Source organism: Photobacterium kagoshimensis (genome assembly GCF_050337045.1).
Classification (GTDB): Bacteria; Pseudomonadota; Gammaproteobacteria; order Enterobacterales; family Vibrionaceae; genus Photobacterium; species Photobacterium kagoshimensis.
Genome location: NZ_JAKJSO010000026.1, coordinates 38084 through 59076 on the forward strand (window position 1 = coordinate 38084; position 20993 = coordinate 59076).

Consider the following 20993-nt stretch of genomic DNA (forward strand, 5'->3'; position numbering starts at 1 on the left):
TATTAATTCTTTGCCTTAAACAACAGATGCACCAGAAACGATTTCTGATAGTTCTTGTGTAATCGCGGCCTGACGGGCTTTGTTGTACACAAGTTGCAAGTCATCAATAAGATTACTTGCATTGTCTGTCGCAGCTTTCATTGCAACCATTCGTGCCGCTTGCTCACTGGCAAGGTTTTCCACCACACCTTGGTACACTTGTGATTCAACATAGCGAACCAGTAGGGTATCAAGCAGTGGTTTAGGCTCGGGCTCATAAATGTAGTCCCAAGAGTGGCTGCGCTGCATGTCTTCGTCTTCCGACTTCGGCAAAGGCAGCAATTGATCAATCACGGGTTCTTGTACCATGGTGTTTACAAATTGGTTGTAAACTAGGTACAGGCGATCAAGTTCACCTTCATCATATTTCTTCAGCATCACGCCGACAGTACCAATCAGTTCATCCACTGTTGGCGCATCACCCAAGCCAGAGACTTGCGCAGCTACGTTACCGCCGTAGTTATTAAAGAACGATGTTGCTTTTGCACCAATAAGGGCAAGTTCAACATCAGCACCTTGCTGAGACCAACCTTGGATATCTGTCATCGCTTGCTTGAACAAGTTAATGTTCAAACCGCCACACAGACCACGGTCAGAAGAAACAATGATGTAACCCACGCGCTTGGCTTCACGCTCTTCGAGATAAGGATGCTTATACTCAAGGCTACCAAGGGCGATATGACCGATCACTTTGCGCATAGTTTGTGCGTATGGACGTGATGATTCCATTGCGTCCTGCGTTTTACGCATTTTAGACGCTGCAACCATCTCCATCGCTTTAGTGATCTTTTGAGTGTTTTTAACACTACCGATCTTGTTACGAATCTCTTTTGCGCCGGCCATCGTTACTCTCCGTTAGTAGGTGATCGCGAGCGATCACCAACCAATTACCAAGTCTGGGTCGCTTTGAAATCGTCAACCAGTTTCACAAACTGAGCTTCAATTTCATCATTCCAAGCGCCCGTTTCATCAATCTGAGCAACAAGCTCAGCAAAATGACCTTTGGCATATGAAAGCAACGCGGCTTCGAAATCAGCAAGCTTCGTCAGCTCAACATCCGTCAAATAACCTTTTTCAGCGGCAAAGATCACCATGCCTTGTTCGAAAACAGACATAGGAGCGTATTGCTTTTGCTTCATCAGTTCAGTTACTTTCTGACCGTGATCAAGCTGCTTCTTCGTTGCTTCATCAAGGTCTGACGAGAACTGTGCGAAAGCCGCTAGTTCACGGTACTGTGCTAGTGCGGTACGAATACCACCAGACAGTTTCTTGATGATCTTGGTTTGAGCAGAACCACCTACACGCGATACAGAGATACCTGGATCAACCGCAGGACGAATACCGGCGTTGAACAGCTCTGTTTGTAGGAAGATCTGACCATCAGTGATCGAGATTACGTTAGTTGGTACGAATGCTGATACGTCACCGGCTTGCGTTTCGATAATTGGAAGCGCCGTTAGGGAACCAGTCTTACCTTTCACTTCACCGTTAGTGAATTTTTCTACGTAATTCGCATTTACACGCGCCGCACGCTCTAGAAGACGAGAGTGAAGGTAGAAAACGTCACCAGGGAATGCTTCACGACCCGGTGGGCGTTTAAGCAGTAGTGAGATTTGACGGTAAGCTACAGCTTGCTTAGACAAGTCATCGTATACAATCAGTGCGTCTTCACCGCGATCGCGGAAGTACTCACCCATTGCACAACCTGAGTAAGGTGCAAGGTATTGTAGTGCCGCTGCTTCAGATGCAGATGCCACAACAACCACAGTGTTTGCTAGTGCGCCGTGCTCTTCAAGCTTGCGTACTACGTTAGCAATGGTTGATGCTTTCTGACCGATAGCAACATAAACAGAGTAGATACCAGAATCTTTCTGGTTGATGATTGCATCGATCGCCATCGCTGTTTTACCAGTCTGACGGTCACCGATGATTAGCTCACGCTGACCACGGCCGATTGGAATCATCGCATCAACCGCTTTATAACCAGTTTGTACTGGTTGATCTACCGATTGACGATCGATTACGCCAGGTGCAATTACTTCAACAGGAGAAGATGTCTCTGTTTCAATTGGACCTTTACCATCGATTGGCTCACCTAGTGTGTTCACTACGCGGCCTAGAAGTGCAGGGCCTACTGGTACTTCAAGAATACGACCAGTACCCGTTACTTTCATGCCTTCCTGAAGGTCAGCATATGGACCCATTACAACCGCACCTACCGAGTCACGCTCAAGGTTAAGTGCTAGTGCATAACGGCCACCAGGTAATTCAATCATTTCACCTTGCATTACGTCTGCAAGGCCATGGATACGAACGATACCATCACTTACCGAGATGATAGTACCTTCGTTACGCGCTTCACTCACAACGTTGAATTTTTCAATACGTTGCTTGATCAGTGCGCTAATTTCCGTGGAATTAAGTTGCATGCTCCAATTCCCCAAATCAAGACTGCAAAGTATCGCTCAGGCGGTTTAGTTTTCCGCGTACTGAGTTATCGATGACTAAGTCTCCAGCTCTAATCACGACCCCGGCAATCAGGGTCTCGTCTACACTGCAATTCAGCTTCACTTTGCGCGCTAAACGCTGCTCAAGCTTCTCACTGATAGCAATAAGTTGATTGTCATCAAGAGTCACCGCAGAGGTCACTGTTGCTTCAATCGTTTTCTCATGTTCGCTCTTCAGGAACATGAACTCATTACTGACATCAGGAAGCGCTTTAAGGCGTCCATTTTCAGCCATCACTTTCAATAAGTTCTGGCCGAACTCGTCAAGTTGCTCACCACAAACTGAAACAAAAATTTCAGTCAGTTTATCCGCAGCAAAACCGCTATCCAGAATATCCTGCATAGTCTCGTTTTTTACTACTTCGGCAGCGAAGGTCAGCATTTCAGCCCATTGGGCCAGCTCACCTTTCTCAACAGCAAAATCAAAGGCTGCTTTAGCGTAGGGGCGTGCGATAGTAGTCATATCCGACATGTGCTTGCCCCTTTAATTACAGTTCTGCTGTGACTTTGTTAAGAAGATCAGCGTGCGCATCTTTATCGATAGTACGCTCAATGATTTTCTCAGCACCAATCACGGCTAGAGTTGCAACTTGTTTTCTTAATTCGTCACGTGCGCGATTACGTTCCGCTTCGATCTCAGCAAGACCTTGAGCTAGAATTTTGTCACGCTCAGCAAGGGCTTCAACCTTTGCTTCGTCAACGATTTGAGCTTTACGCTTGTTAGCTTGCTCAATAACATCCGTTGCAGTACGTTTCGCTTCTTTGAGTTGATCAGAAGCATTTGCCTGCGCAAGGTTCAGGTCTTTGGTTGCGCGATCCGCAGCAGCCAAACCGTCAGCAATTTTTTTCTGACGTTCTTCAATCGCTTCCATGATTGGTGGCCATACATATTTCATGCAGAAAACCACGAATAAGAAGAAGGCGATCGCCTGACCCAGCAAAGTTGCATTCATATTCACAACTGCATCTCCTTAAAAAGGGTTGCTAGGGGACCGTTCGTTATTAACCAGCTAGTTGGCCAACGAATGGGTTTGCGAATGTGAATAGTAGAGCGATTACGATACCGATCATTGGAACCGCATCAAGCAGACCCGCAATGATGAACATCTTAACTTGTAGCATTGGTGCCATCTCAGGTTGACGAGCTGCGCCTTCAAGGAATTTACCACCTAGAAGTGCGAAACCGATCGCTGTACCAAGTGCAGCAAGACCTACAATGATGCCCACGGCAATTGCAGAAAAGCTAAGTAAAGTTTCCATCACTATCTCCAGTTTATTGTTGTCGGCTAAAGTGCCAGTAAAAATTGAACAAAAATATTTACAAATAATCGTTAATGATTGTCTTCATGCGCCTGAGACAGGTACACAATAGTCAACATCATAAACACGAATGCTTGAATTGTAATGACCAGGATGTGGAAAATTGCCCACGGTACTGAACCCAGCCATTGTGCCCACCACGGCATCAATGCCGCGATTAGGATAAACACCACCTCACCAGCAAACATGTTACCAAACAGACGCATACCTAGTGAAATAGGCTTCGCTAGTAGCGATACCACTTCAAGAAGCAGGTTGAACGGGATCATGATCGGGTGATTGAACGGGTGAAGAGCCAGTTCTTTCGCAAAACCGCCAATGCCTTTCACTTTGATGCTGTAGTAAATCATCAATGCGAAGACACCCAACGCCATTGCCATGGTGATGTTAACATCGGCAGTCGGTACAACCTTAAGATAAGGAATACCCAGACCATGCTCTGCTGCATACGGAAGAAAATCAATTGGCACTAAGTCCATGATGTTCATCAGCATGATCCAACAGAAAATTGTCAATGCCAACGGAGCGATCAGCGGGTTACGGCCGTGGAAAGTATCTTTAACGTTGGTATCAACGAATTCAACCATGATTTCCACAAAACACTGTAACTTGCTTGGAACTCCTGATGTTGCCTTTTTCGCTACCGAACGGAATAACCATAAAAAGGCCATACCCGTTAAGACAGAGAAAAACAGGCTATCTATATGAACCGTCCAGAAGCCACCTTCACCCACTGCCAAATTGGTCAAGTGGTGAGAAATGTATCCTGACGGCGTTAGCGCTTCACCTGGCGCAGCCATAACTCATCCTATTTGTTGTTGTTAATGAATAAAACCGGCCCAAAGATATTGATACCCAGAACCAGCAAATAGGCCAGTTTGAGGGGAACAAGTTCCACCTCCATATACAGGAAAACAACGGAAAATAGGATGACTGTAATGAGAATTTTCAGCGCTTCGCCGCCAAAAAAGGAGGCCATGACCAGTCGTGCCTTTGAGGCACCACTAAACAAAAAAGCACAGCCAGCAAATGCCGCGTTAGCCACCACAAAGATGCTACCGCCGATAAGAGCTGAGATCCCCCAGTCAACACTAACAGCAAACACTGCCATGATTGCCGTTGTTAAAACGACGCCAGATTGTAACAACAGTAGCCTTTTCGCCAATTGGCGGCCGGGCTTAACTAGCGCCGATACCATGTATTCGTTCCTCGAGTCCATTCCACTGCACAAGTGTCGTGCTGGGAAAACTGCAAAAATTATACGGCTCATTAGATTGAAAGCAATCTAATTGCATCAAAAAAAAGTGTTAGATTTTACAACACAATAACCTGATCACGTCATTGTAAATATTGCAACATCTCATGCACGTTTAGCTTCACATTTCCTGACCAAGGATTGCAAGGATTTGCGCTAACTTGTGCGGTTCATCGTAAGCGATAACTAACTTACCTTTACCACTTTTTAGTTGGTTTAGCGCGACATCAGCACCTAACTGCTCACTTAACCGACGTTCTAAGTCGGCAAGCTTAGGATCCGGTGTTTTTATAACCGTTTCAGTTGGTGGATTAAGAAGCTTCTTAACAAGCTTCTCCGTATCACGCACTGTTAACATTTTGTTAGCAACTGTTTGCGCGACTTCAAGTTGATTTTCAGCATCGGTTAATGCCAATAATGCGCGGGCATGACCCATTTCAATCAAGCGCTGCTCAACCATTTTCTTCACTGGCGCAGACAGCTGATTTAGGCGTAATAAGTTTGAAACGCTAGCGCGAGATTTGCCAACCGCATCAGCTACTTGCTGATGGGTAAGTGAGAACTCACTTTGTAATTGTTCCAGTGCCTGTGCTTCTTCAATCGCATTCAGGTCTTCACGCTGAATATTTTCTATCAATGCCATCGCAATAGCGGCACGATCGTCAATTACCTTAATAATACAAGGGACTTTCTGAAGCCCAGCTTGACGAGCCGCACGCCAGCGACGTTCCCCAGCGATAATCTCGTAGCGTTCAGGGCCCACTTGGCGTACCACGATAGGTTGGATCACCCCTTGTGCTTTGATCGATTCCGCTAATTCAGCCAACGCATCATCTTCCATCACTTTACGTGGCTGGTACTGACCCGGTTGCAATTGATTTAGCAATAAATCGTTAAGGGAACCTTCTGCTGATAACGACTGCGCGCGCTCTGCATGCTGCTGCTTAGTGTGCGCAGCTGAACTAGTAGCCAATAGCGCATCGAGGCCTTTTCCAAGACCGCGTTTATTCATGTTCATGTTTAACCCTTAAGACTGCATTGCATCGTCGTTGTGCGTACTTAATAGTGCCTGCTCACGCGCGAGTTCATCACGGCGAATAATTTCACCAGCCAACGCTAAATACGCTTTAGCACCACTTGAGTACTTGTCGTAATACATCGCAGGGCGGCCATGACTTGGCGCCTCAGCCAAACGAACATTACGCGGGATCACGGTGCGGTAGACTTTATCACCAAAATGCTTTTTCAATTGCTGTGAGACTTCGTTAGCCAAGCGATTACGCGGATCAAACATGGTGCGCAATAAGCCTTCGATTTTTAAATCAGCATTGACGACGGCGGTAAGCTTACTGATGGTGTCCATCAATGCCGTTAAGCCTTCAAGGGCAAAGTATTCGCACTGCATCGGGACTAATACCGAATCAGCCGCAGTCATGGCATTGATTGTAAGGAGGTTAAGCGCGGGAGGGCAATCAATAAAGATGAAATCATAGTTATCACGAACTGAAGCTAACGCATTACGTAAGCGCACTTCACGAGCAAAGACTTCCATCAATTTAATTTCAGCCGCAGTTACATCGCCATTGGCGGCAACCAGATGATAGCCGCCAGTGGTTTCAGTCACTGCCACTTGTTCAAACGGGGTTTCTTCAACAAGAAGATCGTAAGCCGTTGCATCAACCTGGTATTTATCCACACCGCTTGCCATGGTGGCATTGCCTTGCGGATCTAAATCTATCAGTAATACCTTGCGTTGCGTCGCGGCAAGCGATGCCGCTAGGTTGACACATGTAGTGGTTTTACCCACTCCGCCTTTTTGGTTGGCGACAGCTATAACTCTTCCCACGAAAAAACCTCAAGCAATTATTCCTTTGCCGTCAAGATTACTAGATGACGCTCGCCTTCTAACTCAGGAACATGCAAAGATTTGACCTCAGTCACAGAACACCACTCAGGTAGCTCTGCCACTTCCCGTTGATCGAACTGGCCTTTTAATGCCATGAAACAACCGGTATCTGTCGGTAAATGGTGACACCACGATACCATATCGTTCATTGATGCAAAGGCACGGCTCAATACACCATCAAAGCCGATTTCAGGTTGGAATTCTTCCACACGGCTTTGAACTGGCGTGACATTGGTAATTTTTAATTCAAAAATAACCTGGCGAATGAATCGAATACGCTTACCCAAGCTATCTAGCAAGGTAAAGGATTTTTCAGGATTCATAATCGCCAGAGGAATGCCTGGCAGACCAGGCCCCGTACCGACATCGATGAAGCGATCACCCACTAAGTGCTCACTTACCACGATACTATCCATGATATGTTTCACTATCATCTCATGGGGATCGCGAACCGATGTCAGATTATACGCTTTATTCCATTTATGAAGCAGCGCCACATAACCAATTAATTGATCAATTTGCTGCTCACTTACCACTAAATCTGTTTGCGCGATTAATTGCGCTAGACGCTGTTTCACTGTAAACGCTCCTATTCGCCTTTTTTCAACAAACCTTGCTTCTTCAAGTACACCAGTAGCAATGAGATTGCCGCAGGGGTAATACCTGAAATACGTGATGCCATTCCAACCGTTTCTGGTTTTGCATCACTCAACTTGGCAATGACTTCATTCGATAGCCCTTTAACAACACTGTAATCCAAATCAAATGGCAGTTTTGTTTTCTCGTGACGCAGTGATTTTTCCACTTCGTCTTTCTGGCGATCGATATAGCCTTGGTATTTCACTTGGATTTCAACTTGTTCACTCGCTTCTGCATCTGGGTGCGAAGGCGCGAAAGCTTCAAGTTCCGTCAATAATTCGTAAGTCACTTCTGGACGACGTAAAAGATCTTCACCACTCGCTTCACGGTTGATCGGCGATTTCAGGATCTTATTTACGTTATCCACATGATCCGACCCGGTGTGGATCCAAATATCTTTTAGACGCTGACGTTCTTGCTCGATATTTTCCATTTTTTCGTTGAAACGCGCCCAACGTGCATCATCGACCAAGCCAAATTCACGGCCAGCTTCAGTTAAACGGATATCGGCATTATCTTCACGTAGCAACAAACGGTATTCAGCACGCGACGTAAACATGCGGTACGGTTCTTTGGTCCCCATGGTCGACAAGTCGTCAATCAGTACGCCCATGTAAGCTTGGTCACGACGAGGGCTCCAACCTTCTTTTCCTTGCGCTTGTAGTGCGGCATTCATCCCCGCCAACAAGCCTTGTGCTGCCGCTTCTTCGTAACCCGTTGTACCGTTGATTTGACCCGCAAAGAACAGACCATCAATAAACTTGGTTTCGAACGTTTGCTTTAGATCGCGAGGGTCAAAGAAATCATACTCAATGGCGTAACCAGGACGAACGATGTCCGCATTCTCGAAACCTTTCATTGAGCGCACAATCTTCATTTGTACGTCAAATGGTAGGCTAGTGGAGATCCCATTTGGGTATAACTCGTGCGTCGTAAGACCTTCAGGTTCAATGAAGATCTGGTGGCTGTCTTTATCAGCAAAACGCATCACCTTGTCTTCGATCGACGGGCAGTAACGCGGACCAATACCTTCAATAACCCCAGAATACATTGGGCTGCGATCCAAGTTATTGCGGATCACATCGTGTGTTTGCTCATTGGTATGGGTAATAAAACATGGGATCTGACGCGGATGATCCGATTGTTTACCCATGAACGAAAATAGTGGGGTTGGGTTATCACCGTGCTGCGCCTGAAGTTGGCTAAAATCAACCGTACGCGCATCAATACGCGGTGGTGTACCTGTCTTCAAACGATCCACGCGGAAAGGAAGATCGCGCAGTCGGTTTGCAAGTGCAATTGACGGTGGATCACCGGCACGACCACCACTGTAGTTTTCTAGACCAATATGGATCTTACCACCAAGGAAAGTGCCGACGGTCAGTACCACGGTTTTAGCGCGGAATTTAAGACCCATTTCGGTAACGGCACCAACAACACGTTGATTTTCAACGATAAGGTCATCAACCGATTGTTGGAACAGCATTAAATTTGGTTGGTTTTCAAGAGCTTCACGTACCGCAGCTTTGTACAAGGCACGATCTGCTTGAGCACGGGTAGCGCGAACGGCTGGGCCTTTCGACGAATTCAAGGTACGGAATTGGATCCCGCCTTTGTCGATCGCTTGAGCCATCAAGCCGCCAAGGGCATCCACTTCCTTAACCAGGTGTCCTTTCCCGATCCCGCCTATGGCTGGGTTACATGACATTTGGCCCAATGTGTCGATGTTATGGGTTAAAAGTACGGTTTTTTGACCCATTCGAGCAGCAGCCAGTGCGGCTTCAGTACCGGCATGACCACCACCAACCACGATGACATCAAAATTTTCCTGGTAAAACATGGAACTACCTCAGGTATTTAAATCGCCAGTGAATTAGCTTCAAGCAAAGGGGGAGTATTCTATCTTGTTTCGTGGAAAGAGAGAATCTTTCATCAAGATCATTTGATCATCGAAAGTGCCCTGCTTAAATATATATAAAGATCTTTTAGAGAGATCTTTTATTAGATCTACTATTAGGATCGCCCGATCGTGTGGATAACCGTTAAATGATCCTAATGATCATGGTGTTAGGGAGGATCATTAATTGTGGAGGAGCTTGGATCATCTTTAGGATTAGCTGGGATCAAAAAGGCTACTTATCAACAGCCCTAAATTGCCCTATAAGTTATTCAATGGATAACTATGGGTTGATCACCGTTTAGATCTATAGTTATCCACAGAAGAAAGTGTAAAAAAGCCCTTTAAATGGGATTAAAATTGGTCAACTTTTAATCTTTAAGGTGGGTTTTCCAAGCTGCTAACCAGTTTTCCGCAGGATCTTCAGGTACCGGATGTTGAGACATGTCGATGTGAAGTGGCTCTCCGATACGCTGACCCCCTTGTTTGGTGAGCTGCTGATCGATGGTTTTTGCCGCTGCGCAGAAGGTATCGTAGCTTGAATCACCTAGGCCGATAACGCCGTATTTTAGTTGTGACAGATCAGACTGGCTGGTGTGCAGTTCAGCCATGAAAGGCTGAATATTATCGGGGAGTTCACCCGCACCATGGGTTGAACATACCACTAGCCAATAGCCGCTAGTCGGCGTGTCGCTGAGTTCGGCGCGGTTGATGGTTTCTGTGGTGTGGTTGTCGTCTTCGAGTAGCTCTGCGAGATGGTCTGCAACGTATTCTGCGCCGCCAAGCGTGCTACCTGTGATCAGAGTGATATGGCTCATGGTTCGTCTCGTTAAGTGTGGTGTGTCACGTTAATGGGTAAATTGGTGGGTCAATTGTACGCGGAAGCGGGCGAGATAACAGAGAGTAACAGTAGGGGCTTTATCGGTTTTACGGAAATGTCGGGGCGAAATCTACACTGAGCATGGCATAGCTCGTGGGATTGTTGGCAGCTGATTAATTGAGGGTGGGGATAAAGAAAAGTAGTAAATGCTTGTTAGTACACGATAAGTTCGTTGATGGTAAAATTACCCACAGGTTAAAGGGGCGCCTGTGGGTATGATCGTAACCAGGATCGTTTTATTTACCAATACAGAAAGAGGTAAAGATCCTACCAAGAAGATCGTCGGAGCTGAACTCGCCGGTGATCTCACTCAGGTGCTGCTGCGCGAGGCGCAGTTCTTCCGCTAATATTTCACCTGCCATGTAACCTTCTAGCTGGCTTTTACCGATTTCAAGGTGCTCAGCGGCACGCTCAAGCGCATCTAAGTGGCGTCGACGCGCCATAAAGCCGCCCTCAGTGGTACCTGAGAAGCCCATACATGCTTTTAAGTGTTCACGTAAACTTTCTACGCCTTCACCCGTACGAGCGGATAGACGCACCAAGGTTGGGTTATTAACGTGGCAAATGCCAGCTTCTTCACCTGTGAGTTCCACTTTATTACGGATCACGGTTAGGCCCATACTATCAGGTAGGCGCTCAATGAAGTCAGGCCAAATCTCAGCAGGATCCGTGGCCTCGGTGGTGGTGCCATCAACCATGAATAACACACGGTCGGCTTGCTGGATTTCATCCCACGCTCGTTCAATACCAATGCGCTCGACTTCGTCAGAGGCTTCACGCAGGCCTGCGGTATCTATGATATGCAGTGGCATGCCATCGATGTGGATATGCTCGCGCAGGACATCACGGGTGGTACCTGCAATGTCGGTGACAATGGCGGAGTCTTTACCTGAGAGGGCATTGAGCAGGCTCGATTTACCAGCATTTGGTCGACCGGCAATCACCACTTTCATCCCTTCGCGGATAATGGCGCCTTGGTTCGCTTCACGACGCACGGCTTCCAAGTTATCCATGATACCCAGTAAGTCATTACTGACTTTACCATCGGATAGGAAGTCGATTTCTTCTTCGGGAAAGTCAATGGCCGCTTCGACGTAAATACGAAGGTGGATCAGCGCTTCAACCAAGTCATTCACTTTGGTCGAGAACGCCCCTTGAAGTGATTTAAACGCACTTTTTGCCGCTTCTTCTGAGCTAGCATCAATTAAGTCAGCAATAGCTTCTGCTTGCGCTAAGTCGAGTTTATCGTTCATGAAAGCACGTTCTGAGAACTCACCAGGGCGAGCTGCGCGGATCCCTTCAAGCTTCAGGATGCGTTTAATCATCATGTCCATCAGTACAGGGCCACCGTGACCTTGCAGCTCTAACACGTCTTCGCCAGTAAACGAATTTGGCCCTTTAAAGAATAACGCGATGCCCTGATCCAGTGCGCTACCATCTTCATTTTTGAAGGGCAGGTATTCGGCGTAGCGGGTTTTTAGTTCGCGCCCTGCTACAGCGAGAGCAACCTCGGTCGCTTTAGGGCCAGAAACGCGGATAATGCCAACGCCACCGCGGCCTGGCGGTGTCGCTTGCGCAACTATGGTATCAGTGTGTTCGATCATAACTTTGGCTTAATTCGTAAAATTCGCGCTAATTGTAAACAGAGTTGACGGGAAAACCTAGCAGAGCATGTGTTGCCGTCGGCTCGTGGTTATAAATCTGAGTAAGTACCTGCTTACAACTATAGAATAAACCAGGTACAAAAAAGGCGACCCGAGGGTCGCCTTTTTGAAGCAAGGGCCTAGTAATTACTTACTATGCAGACCTTTCTTTTCTAGTGAGCGGTAAATCAGAGTTTGCTGAATTAGCGTCACAATGTTCGATACTAGCCAGTAAAGTACTAGGCCAGATGGGAAGAACAAGAAGAAGAAAGTGAACATCACAGGCATGAATGTCATGATCTTCTGCTGCATTGGATCCGTAACTGTTGTCGGGCTCATTTTCTGAATCATGAACATCGACGCACCCATCAAGATAGGCAAGATGTAGTACGGGTCTTGTGCTGATAAGTCATGGATCCAGCCAAAGAACGGCGTATGACGCAGTTCAACAGATTCCATTAGTGCCCAGTAAAGCGAAATGAAGATAGGCATTTGCAGCAAGATAGGTAGACAGCCACCCAGTGGGTTCACTTTCTCTTTCTTGTACAGTTCCATCATTTCTTGGCTCATACGTTGACGGTCATCGCCAAAACGCTCACGCATTGCAGTCAGCTTAGGCTGAAGCATGCGCATTTTTGCCATTGAGGTGTACTGAGCTTTCGTTAGTGGGTACATGGCACCACGAACGATGAATGTTAGTACGATGATCGCTAGACCCCAGTTCACTACGATGCTCTGAATGAACGATAGTAGTGTGTGTAGCGGGCTTGCGATGAACCATAACCAGCCGTAATCAACCGTTAGGTTTAGGTTTTTCGCCGTTGCTTCCATTTGGTCTTGTAGTTTAGGACCAACCCAAAGCGTTGACGTTAGTGTTTCCTCACCACCCGCAGGGATAGTTGCTGCTGGAAGACGCACACCGATGTAACCTTGACCATCGCTAGTACGGCTGTATAGGTTTGAGGTGTCTTCTGAGCGTGGGATCCAAGCTGATACGAAGTAGTGTTGCAGCATTGCTGCCCAACCTTGGTGAGTAGACAGGTTAAGGTTCTTATCCTGCATATCATCAAAGCTGTATTTTTTGTAATTAGTATCGTCAGTTGAGTATGCGCCACCACGGTAGGTTGGCATGGTTAGGCTGCCACCATCGTCCATCAGGCTCTGGCGTAGCTGTGCGTACATTTGTACGTTAGCGGCTTTGTCTGATTGGTTGTCGATAGTGTATTGCACGTCAACTGCGTAGCTACCACGCTTAAGCACGAAGGTCTTAACGTAGTTAATGCCATCTTGGCTGTACGTCATAGGAACACGAATTTCATCTTGGCCATCAGCGAGTGTGAAATCTGTGCCTTCAACGTTAAGTTGTGCGCGACCATTTGTAGAGTCGATGCCGTTAGCGCCAATCAGACCTGATTGAGCGATGTAACGGTGACCTTCTACATTTTTCAGTAGTACAAATGGGTCTTCTGAATCGAGTTCGTTATTGTAAGCAAGCAGTTTTGCTTCGATAACGTCACCACCTAGCGTATCGACAGTTAGCGCCAGTACATCAGTGTTGATGGTGATGAGGTTGTTGGACGTGCTTTGGTCTGTAACGGGTTGGCCATCTGCAGAATGTGAAGGCACATCACCACTGTTGTTAACTTGCTGCGCTACACCCTGGCTTTGAGGCTGAGGGTTGTTGTCCATATTCCACTGTTGGAACAGTAGGAAAGAGACAAACAGTAGGGCAATTAACAGAATATTGCGTTGGGAATCCATCGTTAATTATCTCTGTCGTTATGCTTGGTTGGCGGAACGGGGTCAAAACCACCGTCGTTTAAAGGATGACATCTTAATAGACGTTTCGCTGCTAACCAACAACCTTTTATCGTTCCATGTGCTTTTACGGCTTCAATTGCGTATTGAGAACATGTAGGGGTAAAACGACAGCGTGGTCCGAGTAACGGACTGATCGCAAGTTGGTAAAAGCGGACTAGTCCTACGACTAGCCACGCGAAGGGCGAGACAGGCGATGCCATAATTTATCTAACAGTTTAAATAACTCTTCGTTGCTCAGCTCTTGAGCACTCTTCTTGGCAATCACGACAAAATCTTTCGCTGGCAGGTCAGCTTGCTTTAAACGGAAACTTTCTCGAACAATACGTTTGAATCGGTTTCTGTTAGGTGCAGTTTTAATCTGTTTCTTAGGAACAGCAAGACCAAGGCGAGGATGATTGAGGTCGTTAGGACGGGCAAGAATAGTTAAGTGAGGAGAGCCAGCACGATGAGCTTGCTGGAAGACTTTTTTATAATGTTCGGGAGTTAACAGACGTAACTCCCGAGAAAAGGCTAGCTTATTCAAAATAATCAGAGATTATTTAGAAAGGCGCTTACGGCCTTTAGCACGACGTGCATTGATTGTTGCGCGACCGTTCTTAGTTGCCATGCGAGCACGGAAACCGTGGCTGCGCTTGCGCTTTAGAACTGAAGGTTGAAAAGTGCGTTTCATGGTATTACCTTAAATTAACTGATCAGTTTTTAAGTTTGTTATTTAGTTTCGGATACAAAAATATCCTCGACCTCTAACAAAGAGGCGGAATTGTAATCACTGACACATAAAGAGTCAATCATTATACCCATCATAAAAGACGGGCGCTGAATTATACTTTTTGTTGGTCAGAGTGCAAGGATCCTTTGTTGATCCCAACTTGATGGAGAAATTTTTTCAATCGGGGATCATTTGGTTGGCCAAAGATCTGATCCGGCGACCCCTGTTCGACGAAGCTCCCATCGGCCATAAAGATCACTCTATCCGCCACTTCTCGGGCAAATTGCATTTCATGGGTGACCACCAGCATGGTCTGATGACGGGTGGCGAGGGTTTTCATTAACGCGAGTACTTCACCGACCCATTCAGGATCTAACGCCGAAGTGGGTTCATCAAATAAGAGTAGTTCAGCATCAAGTGCCATTGCTCGACCAATGCCGACCCGTTGTTGCTGACCACCCGATAAGGCCGCAGGGTAAGCATCACCTTTATCGCCCAAACCTATGTCATCTAATATCTGTTGCGCCCGTGAAAAAGCCTCGTTTTTATCCCACCCTTTGACTGTGATAAGCCCCTCGGCAATATTTTGTTTGGCGGTCATGTGGGCAAATAGAGCGTAATTTTGGAATACAAATCCTGTTTTTCTGCGCAATTTCAGAATATCTCGCTGTTTTGCGGTTTGGCTATCGACCGTGACATCATCAATTTTAATATGGCCTCGGTCGGCGCGTTCAAGGAAATTAATGCAGCGTAATAGGGTGGATTTTCCTGTGCCTGATGGACCTATAATCACCACGATTTCGCCTTTATTGATGGTTAAATCGAGATCGGAAAAAACCGCACTGTCGCCAAAGCGTTTGCTGAGATGGGTAAATTTAATCATCGTTGGTAGGCCTTATTGAGTTTGGTTTCTGCCCAGTATTGAACCCGCGTGAGTAGGATTACCATCACCCAATAAATGAGTGCAACGGCAAGAAATGCTTCAAAGAATTTAAAGCTCGACGAGGCTTCCATCTGGGCGCGAGCCATAATTTCAGCCACCCCTAAAGTGAAAGCGAGAGAGGTAGATTTAATCATGTCGATGAAATAGTTCATCAGAGATGGCAAGGCTATACGGGTGGCCTGCGGTAAAATAATTCGGCGCATGGCTTGGAGTTCGGTCATCCCGATCGACAAACTGGCTTCCATTTGGCTGCGATCAATCCCATTGATCGCGGCACGAATACTCTCGGCTTTGTAAGCGGCAAAGTGGAGGCTTAAGCCGATCACTGCCGCGCTGAAGGCATCGAGGCCGATAAAAATCGGAAAAACTTGCGGCAAGCCATAATAAAGTAAAAACAGTTGCACCAGCAGTGGCGTGCCACGAAAAAAACTGATGTAAACCTGTGCCAGCTGATCCAATACAGGGATTCGATAGACCCGAACCAAGGCAATAAAAATCGCAATAATCAGCGAAAAGAGTAATCCCCATAATGCCATGTTCAGGGTTACCCCTAAATAGCCAAGCAAAATGGGTATTAGGGAAAGCATGTAATCAAAGTCAAAACCCATAATGGTGAAAGCCTCATGTATTGAGTTAGATGGTGTAAACCGCGCTAGATGTCGCTATTAGTTGCAAGGTAAGGTGAGTTAAAAGTGATAAAACCCACCCGAAGGTGAGTTTTAAGTATATTCGAGCTAGCCCAAAAGAAGAGTTATGGGGTTATTGGGTGATATCCGCATCAAACCACTTAACGGAAATCTCCGCGAGTGTGCCGTCTGCGCGCATGGCTGATAGCGCGGTATTGACTTGATCGCGTAGCGCTTGACCTTTTTCACTTTTCACAAATGGCCAGGCGTTTTCAATTTTCTCAAACGGTTGTCCTGCCAGTTGCAGCGGTAGGTTGGCTTTTTTGATCAACTCTAACGAGGATAAACGATCCATCACAAAAGCATCGGTACGGCCAAGGGCCACGTCATGTTCGATACCCGTATCATAGGTTTTTATCTCTATTTCGCTGGCATTCGTGAGTTTTCGTAGTAGTTGCTCGTAGTTAGACCCTAAGTTAACCCCCACTTTTTTACCGGTTAAGTCCTCGGTACTCTTGATACTGTCATTACCTTTGCGCACCACGAGTTGGGCACCGTCAATCACATAAGCATCAGAAAACGCATATTTACTCACACGCTCAGGGGTGATGGTGATTTGGTTGGAAATGGTATCGATACGACCGGTTTCCAGTAGGCCAAACAAGCCTGAGAAGTTAGCGGTCACAAACTCAACCTTATAGTCGTTACGCTTGGCGATTTCATTCCATAAATCGACTTCAAAGCCTTGCAGCTGATCTTGCTTTACAAAAGTAAACGGGAAGTAACGACCAGACATACCTACTTTCACGTCGGTGGCGGCTTGAACGGCTTGGGTTGCTGTTAATGTTAGGGCTACGGCGGTAAGTGTGGTTTTCATCCAGCGTTTCATTCTGTCTACTCCTAGGCTGACATCGTCATTGTGCTAAAACATCCTACTTGTTTATAACTCTGTTAATTAAATAACGTTGAGTTATTAAAGATAACCATTTGTAAGGTTAGGGGGATCTTGGGGCGTTGTTGATAATTTTGTGGGTAATCAGGGGGGAATATGTGCTGATCCTGGCTTCCATTGTGTGAATAATGTGAATAAGTCGGATCTTATTCACTGGATCTGCGATCTCTTTGCTGGCGATCCTGCGCCAGCAGGTATAAAATTAGCTCCCTTTTTGTGTTTTGTTATTCAGTGTGGAGTCGAACTTGTCATCTTCGCTATGGTTGCAGTGCCTTCAACGCTTTCAGGAAGAACTCCCTGCAACAGAATTCAGCATGTGGATCCGTCCTCTTCAAGCTGAATTAAACGATAATACGCTGACTTTGTTTGCGCCAAACCGCTTCGTGCTGGATTGGGTCAGAGATCGGTATCTCAACAACATCAACCGTCAACTCAATGAGTTCTGCGGTAATGATGTTCCTGTCCTACGTTTTGAAGTGGGCAGCCGCCCTGTGTCTGCGCCTCCACCACGACCGATAGCGGCAGTTGAGCCACCTGTTTTTCAAGCAGCGCCAGCGCCTATCGCTCAAGAGCCACCGCAACGTCAGTGGGAACCTGCCCCGTCGCCAGTACAGCCTGAAACCCAAGTGGGTTTCCGCTCGAACGTGAACCCGAAACACAACTTCAACAACTTCGTTGAAGGTAAATCAAACCAATTAGGTTTAGCGGCTTGTCGTCAAGTGGCGGATAACCCTGGTGCAGCTTATAATCCACTGTTTTTATACGGTGGCACCGGTTTAGGTAAAACGCACTTATTGCATGCTGTCGGTAATGCGATTGCTGATCGTAAACCGAATGCTAAAGTGGTGTACATGCATTCTGAGCGCTTTGTTCAAGACATGGTAAAAGCCTTGCAGAACAACGCGATTGAAGAATTTAAACGTTACTACCGTAGCGTTGATGCCTTGTTGATCGATGATATTCAATTTTTCGCCAACAAAGAGCGCTCACAAGAAGAATTCTTCCATACCTTCAATGCGTTATTAGAAGGTAACCAGCAAATTATTCTGACTTCTGATCGTTACCCGCGAGAGATCAGCGGGGTAGAGGATCGCTTAAAATCACGTTTCGGTTGGGGCTTAACGGTAGCCATTGAACCGCCTGAACTGGAAACCCGTGTCGCGATCTTAATGAAGAAAGCCGAGCACAATAACATTCGCTTGGCTGATGAAGTGGCGTTTTTCATTGCTAAACGCTTACGCTCAAATGTGCGTGAGTTGGAAGGGGCATTGAACCGTGTTATTGCTAACGCTAACTTTACCGGTCGTGCCATTACCATCGACTTTGTTCGTGAAGCGCTGCGCGATCTGCTTGCCTTGCAAGAAAAGTTAGTAACGATCGATAATATCCAGAAGACTGTCGCCGAATACTATAAAATAAAGATGGCTGATATGCTGTCGAAGCGTCGTTCTCGCTCTGTGGCACGCCCTCGTCAAATGGCGATGGCACTGTCGAAAGAGCTAACGAACCATAGCTTGCCAGAAATCGGTGATGCATTTGGTGGTCGTGACCATACAACCGTATTGCATGCCTGTCGTAAGATTGAGCAGCTACGTGAAGAAAGCCACGATATCAAAGAAGATTATTCAAACCTAATTAGAACACTGTCGTCTTAATATGAAATTTTCCGTTGAACGCGAACATTTATTAAAACCGCTGCAACAGGTCTCTGGTGCATTAGGCGGTCGTCCATCGTTGCCGATTTTGGGTAACTTGTTACTGCAAGTCACTGATGGTTGGCTATCAATGACGGGTACTGACTTAGAAGTTGAGTTGGTAGCTAAACTGGCGTTAGACGGCGACTACGAAGAAGGTGCGATTACCGTACCTGCGCGTAAATTCCTTGATATTTGCCGTGGTCTACCAGATACCTCCGCGATCAAGATTGCCCTTGAAGGGGATCGCGTGATCATTCGCTCGGGTCGTAGCCGCTACTCGTTGGCGACACTGCCAGCGAGTGATTTCCCTAATATTGATGATTGGCAGAGTGACGTTGAGATGACGTTACTACAAGGCCAAATGCGTCAGCTGATCGATAGCACCCAATTTTCAATGGCACATCAAGATGTGCGTTACTACCTCAATGGTATGTTGTTTGAAACCGATGGTCAGCACTTACGCTCAGTGGCTACCGATGGCCACCGTATGGCGGTATGTGCGATCAATATTGAGCAAGAGCTGCCAAGCAAACAAATCATTGTACCGCGTAAAGGGGTATTAGAATTGGTGCGTTTGCTCGACACGCCAGACGCGCAAGTGACCATTCAAATTGGTAATGCGAATTTACGCGCAACGGTAAATAATTTTGTGTTTACCTCTAAGCTGGTTGATGGTCGCTTCCCTGACTATCGTCGAGTGATGCCGCAAAACACCACTAAAACATTAGAAGCCAGCTGTGATGAACTGCGTAAAGCCTTCTCGCGTGCCGCTATTTTATCTAATGAAAAATTCCGTGGTGTACGCGTTAATTTTGTCGGCAATGAAATGCGCATTACAGCCAATAACCCAGAACAAGAAGAAGCGGAAGAGTTTCTTGATGTTAGCTACGATGGGGATGATTTAGAAATTGGCTTTAATGTGAGCTACGTACTGGATGTGCTTAACACGCTTAAGTGTGAGCAAGTACGAATGTCACTGAGCGATGCCAATGCTAGTGCGTTAATTGAAGACTGTGCCAACGACGAAGCCATGTATGTGGTTATGCCAATCCGACTATAAGGCATGGCGCTCACCCGACTTATAATCAAAGACTTTCGAAATATTGAAGCTTGCGATATGACGTTGTCAGCAAGCTTTAATTTTCTTATCGGTGCCAACGGTAGCGGTAAAACCAGTGTGTTGGAAGCAGTGCACTATTTGGGGCATGGCCGCTCGTTTCGTAGCCATTTAACCAGTAGAGTGATTCGACATGAACAAAACGAACTGTTTATTCATGGTCGGATTCAGCACAACAATAACCTTGAGCTACCGCTGGGGTTAAACAAAAAGCGTGATGGTACAGCTGAAGTCAAAATTGCGGGTGAAACAGGCCAGAAAATGGCGCAGCTTGCGCAGGTGTTACCACTGCAGTTAATCACCCCTGAAGGGTTTGAGTTACTGAGTGGCGGGCCGAAGTTTCGCCGATCATTTATTGATTGGGGCGTCTTCCATGTTGAGCCGCGTTTTTACCAAGCATGGAGTCGTGTAAAACGACTGACCAAACAGCGCAACGCATTACTTAAAACTGCACAGAGTTATCGTGAGCTCAGTTATTGGGATCAAGAGCTGGCCCAGTTGGCTGAGTTAATTAGCCAATGGCGCGATGAATATTTGCAAGCGGTGAAAGTGAAAGCGGCGGAAATTTGCCAAGGCTTTCTCCCTGAATTTGATATCCAGCTGGGGTATTACCGCGGCTGGGAAAAAGAAACACCCTATGCCGAGCTGCTAAAGCGCAATTTTGAGCGTGATTGTCAGCTTGGTTATACCGTAGGTGGGCCGCACAAAGCCGACTTACGGATTAAAGTGGCTGGTACGCCAGTGGAAGATGTGTTGTCCCGTGGTCAATTGAAATTGATGATGTGTGCATTACGTTTAGCACAAGGGATCCATCTGACCGAGGCGACCGGCAAACAGTGTATTTACCTTATTGATGATTTTGCTTCCGAGCTGGATAGCCATCGGCGTGCGCTGTTAGCGCAACGGTTAAAGGAAACCAACGCCCAGGTATTCATCAGTGCAATTAGCGACAACCATGTCGCTGACTTGAAAGATGAAAATGGCAAGATGTTTCATGTGGAACACGGTAAAATAACCGCAGGATAATTTAAGCGAGAGTAAC

Annotated in this window: 23 protein-coding genes; 3 read left to right on the top strand and 20 right to left on the bottom strand. The window is 46.5% G+C overall.

Features of this window, described 5'->3' with window-relative positions; genetic code table 11:
- Nucleotides 1–15 precede the first annotated feature (15 nt).
- The 20 genes from atpG to L4C35_RS21040 form a co-directional block, all read right to left on the bottom strand.
- Nucleotides 16–882: a F0F1 ATP synthase subunit gamma gene (gene atpG, locus L4C35_RS20945; protein ID WP_428464719.1), complete on the bottom strand. Its 867-nt coding sequence runs from the start codon at nucleotides 880–882 to the stop codon at nucleotides 16–18.
- A 44-nt stretch (nucleotides 883–926) separates the two neighbouring features.
- Nucleotides 927–2468, bottom strand: coding sequence for a F0F1 ATP synthase subunit alpha (gene atpA / locus L4C35_RS20950; RefSeq protein WP_428464720.1), 1542 nt, complete (start codon nucleotides 2466–2468; stop codon nucleotides 927–929).
- 16 nt (nucleotides 2469–2484) lie between these two features.
- The gene (gene atpH, locus L4C35_RS20955) at nucleotides 2485–3018 is read right to left on the bottom strand and encodes a F0F1 ATP synthase subunit delta (RefSeq protein WP_428464721.1); all 534 of its coding nucleotides are present in this window, start codon (nucleotides 3016–3018) and stop codon (nucleotides 2485–2487) included.
- A gap of 16 nt (nucleotides 3019–3034) precedes the next feature.
- On the bottom strand, nucleotides 3035–3505 hold the full coding sequence (gene atpF / locus L4C35_RS20960; RefSeq protein WP_062690425.1) for a F0F1 ATP synthase subunit B: 471 nt from the start codon (nucleotides 3503–3505) through the stop codon (nucleotides 3035–3037).
- A gap of 43 nt (nucleotides 3506–3548) precedes the next feature.
- Nucleotides 3549–3806, bottom strand: a complete 258-nt coding sequence (gene atpE, locus L4C35_RS20965) for a F0F1 ATP synthase subunit C (RefSeq protein WP_005302247.1) — start codon at nucleotides 3804–3806, stop codon at nucleotides 3549–3551.
- Nucleotides 3807–3877: 71 nt separating this feature from the next.
- The gene (gene atpB, locus L4C35_RS20970) at nucleotides 3878–4666 is read right to left on the bottom strand and encodes a F0F1 ATP synthase subunit A (RefSeq protein ID WP_428464722.1); all 789 of its coding nucleotides are present in this window, start codon (nucleotides 4664–4666) and stop codon (nucleotides 3878–3880) included.
- 8 nt (nucleotides 4667–4674) lie between these two features.
- Entirely contained in the window at nucleotides 4675–5064 is a 390-nt protein-coding gene (locus tag L4C35_RS20975; RefSeq protein WP_428464723.1) for a F0F1 ATP synthase subunit I, read from the bottom strand.
- A 178-nt stretch (nucleotides 5065–5242) separates the two neighbouring features.
- Complete coding sequence (locus L4C35_RS20980; protein ID WP_428464753.1) at nucleotides 5243–6133, bottom strand: ParB/RepB/Spo0J family partition protein; 891 nt, start codon at nucleotides 6131–6133, stop codon at nucleotides 5243–5245.
- A 15-nt stretch (nucleotides 6134–6148) separates the two neighbouring features.
- Nucleotides 6149–6967: a ParA family protein gene (locus tag L4C35_RS20985; RefSeq protein ID WP_428464724.1), complete on the bottom strand. Its 819-nt coding sequence runs from the start codon at nucleotides 6965–6967 to the stop codon at nucleotides 6149–6151.
- 17 nt (nucleotides 6968–6984) lie between these two features.
- Complete coding sequence (gene rsmG, locus L4C35_RS20990; RefSeq protein WP_428464725.1) at nucleotides 6985–7605, bottom strand: 16S rRNA (guanine(527)-N(7))-methyltransferase RsmG; 621 nt, start codon at nucleotides 7603–7605, stop codon at nucleotides 6985–6987.
- An 11-nt stretch (nucleotides 7606–7616) separates the two neighbouring features.
- Nucleotides 7617–9506: a tRNA uridine-5-carboxymethylaminomethyl(34) synthesis enzyme MnmG gene (mnmG, locus tag L4C35_RS20995; RefSeq protein WP_428464726.1), complete on the bottom strand. Its 1890-nt coding sequence runs from the start codon at nucleotides 9504–9506 to the stop codon at nucleotides 7617–7619.
- Between the two features lie 428 nt (nucleotides 9507–9934).
- A complete protein-coding gene (mioC, locus tag L4C35_RS21000; protein ID WP_428464727.1) occupies nucleotides 9935–10381 on the bottom strand; it encodes an FMN-binding protein MioC in 447 nt (148 codons plus the stop codon).
- 298 nt (nucleotides 10382–10679) lie between these two features.
- Nucleotides 10680–12047, bottom strand: a complete 1368-nt coding sequence (gene mnmE, locus L4C35_RS21005; RefSeq protein WP_428464728.1) for a tRNA uridine-5-carboxymethylaminomethyl(34) synthesis GTPase MnmE — start codon at nucleotides 12045–12047, stop codon at nucleotides 10680–10682.
- 186 nt (nucleotides 12048–12233) lie between these two features.
- A complete protein-coding gene (gene yidC / locus L4C35_RS21010; protein WP_428464729.1) occupies nucleotides 12234–13847 on the bottom strand; it encodes a membrane protein insertase YidC in 1614 nt (537 codons plus the stop codon).
- Between the two features lie 2 nt (nucleotides 13848–13849).
- Nucleotides 13850–14107 carry a membrane protein insertion efficiency factor YidD gene (gene yidD, locus L4C35_RS21015; RefSeq protein WP_428464730.1) on the bottom strand — a complete coding sequence of 86 codons (258 nt, stop codon included), beginning with the start codon at nucleotides 14105–14107 and terminating at the stop codon, nucleotides 13850–13852.
- Nucleotides 14074–14430 carry a ribonuclease P protein component gene (gene rnpA / locus L4C35_RS21020; RefSeq protein ID WP_428464731.1) on the bottom strand — a complete coding sequence of 119 codons (357 nt, stop codon included), beginning with the start codon at nucleotides 14428–14430 and terminating at the stop codon, nucleotides 14074–14076. Before rnpA ends, yidD begins: the two co-directional genes overlap by 34 nt.
- A 12-nt stretch (nucleotides 14431–14442) precedes the next feature.
- Nucleotides 14443–14577: a 50S ribosomal protein L34 gene (rpmH, locus tag L4C35_RS21025; RefSeq protein WP_006233350.1), complete on the bottom strand. Its 135-nt coding sequence runs from the start codon at nucleotides 14575–14577 to the stop codon at nucleotides 14443–14445.
- 151 nt (nucleotides 14578–14728) lie between these two features.
- The gene (locus tag L4C35_RS21030) at nucleotides 14729–15499 is read right to left on the bottom strand and encodes an amino acid ABC transporter ATP-binding protein (RefSeq protein WP_428464732.1); all 771 of its coding nucleotides are present in this window, start codon (nucleotides 15497–15499) and stop codon (nucleotides 14729–14731) included.
- Entirely contained in the window at nucleotides 15496–16167 is a 672-nt protein-coding gene (locus L4C35_RS21035) for an amino acid ABC transporter permease (protein WP_428464733.1), read from the bottom strand. Before L4C35_RS21035 ends, L4C35_RS21030 begins: the two co-directional genes overlap by 4 nt.
- A 151-nt stretch (nucleotides 16168–16318) precedes the next feature.
- Complete coding sequence (locus tag L4C35_RS21040; RefSeq protein ID WP_428464734.1) at nucleotides 16319–17074, bottom strand: amino acid ABC transporter substrate-binding protein; 756 nt, start codon at nucleotides 17072–17074, stop codon at nucleotides 16319–16321.
- Between the two features lie 308 nt (nucleotides 17075–17382).
- Between L4C35_RS21040 and dnaA the strand changes: the two genes are divergently transcribed.
- Genes dnaA through recF form a run of 3 tightly spaced genes read left to right on the top strand, consistent with a single transcriptional unit; the run spans nucleotide 17383 to nucleotide 20977 of the window.
- A complete protein-coding gene (gene dnaA / locus L4C35_RS21045) occupies nucleotides 17383–18792 on the top strand; it encodes a chromosomal replication initiator protein DnaA (protein WP_428464735.1) in 1410 nt (469 codons plus the stop codon).
- A gap of 1 nt (nucleotide 18793) precedes the next feature.
- Nucleotides 18794–19894 (top strand): DNA polymerase III subunit beta, encoded by a 1101-nt coding sequence (gene dnaN, locus L4C35_RS21050; RefSeq protein ID WP_428464736.1) that lies wholly within the window; start codon nucleotides 18794–18796, stop codon nucleotides 19892–19894.
- Nucleotides 19895–19897: 3 nt separating this feature from the next.
- The gene (gene recF, locus L4C35_RS21055; RefSeq protein WP_428464737.1) at nucleotides 19898–20977 is read left to right on the top strand and encodes a DNA replication/repair protein RecF; all 1080 of its coding nucleotides are present in this window, start codon (nucleotides 19898–19900) and stop codon (nucleotides 20975–20977) included.
- The last annotated feature ends 16 nt before the right edge of the window (nucleotides 20978–20993 follow it).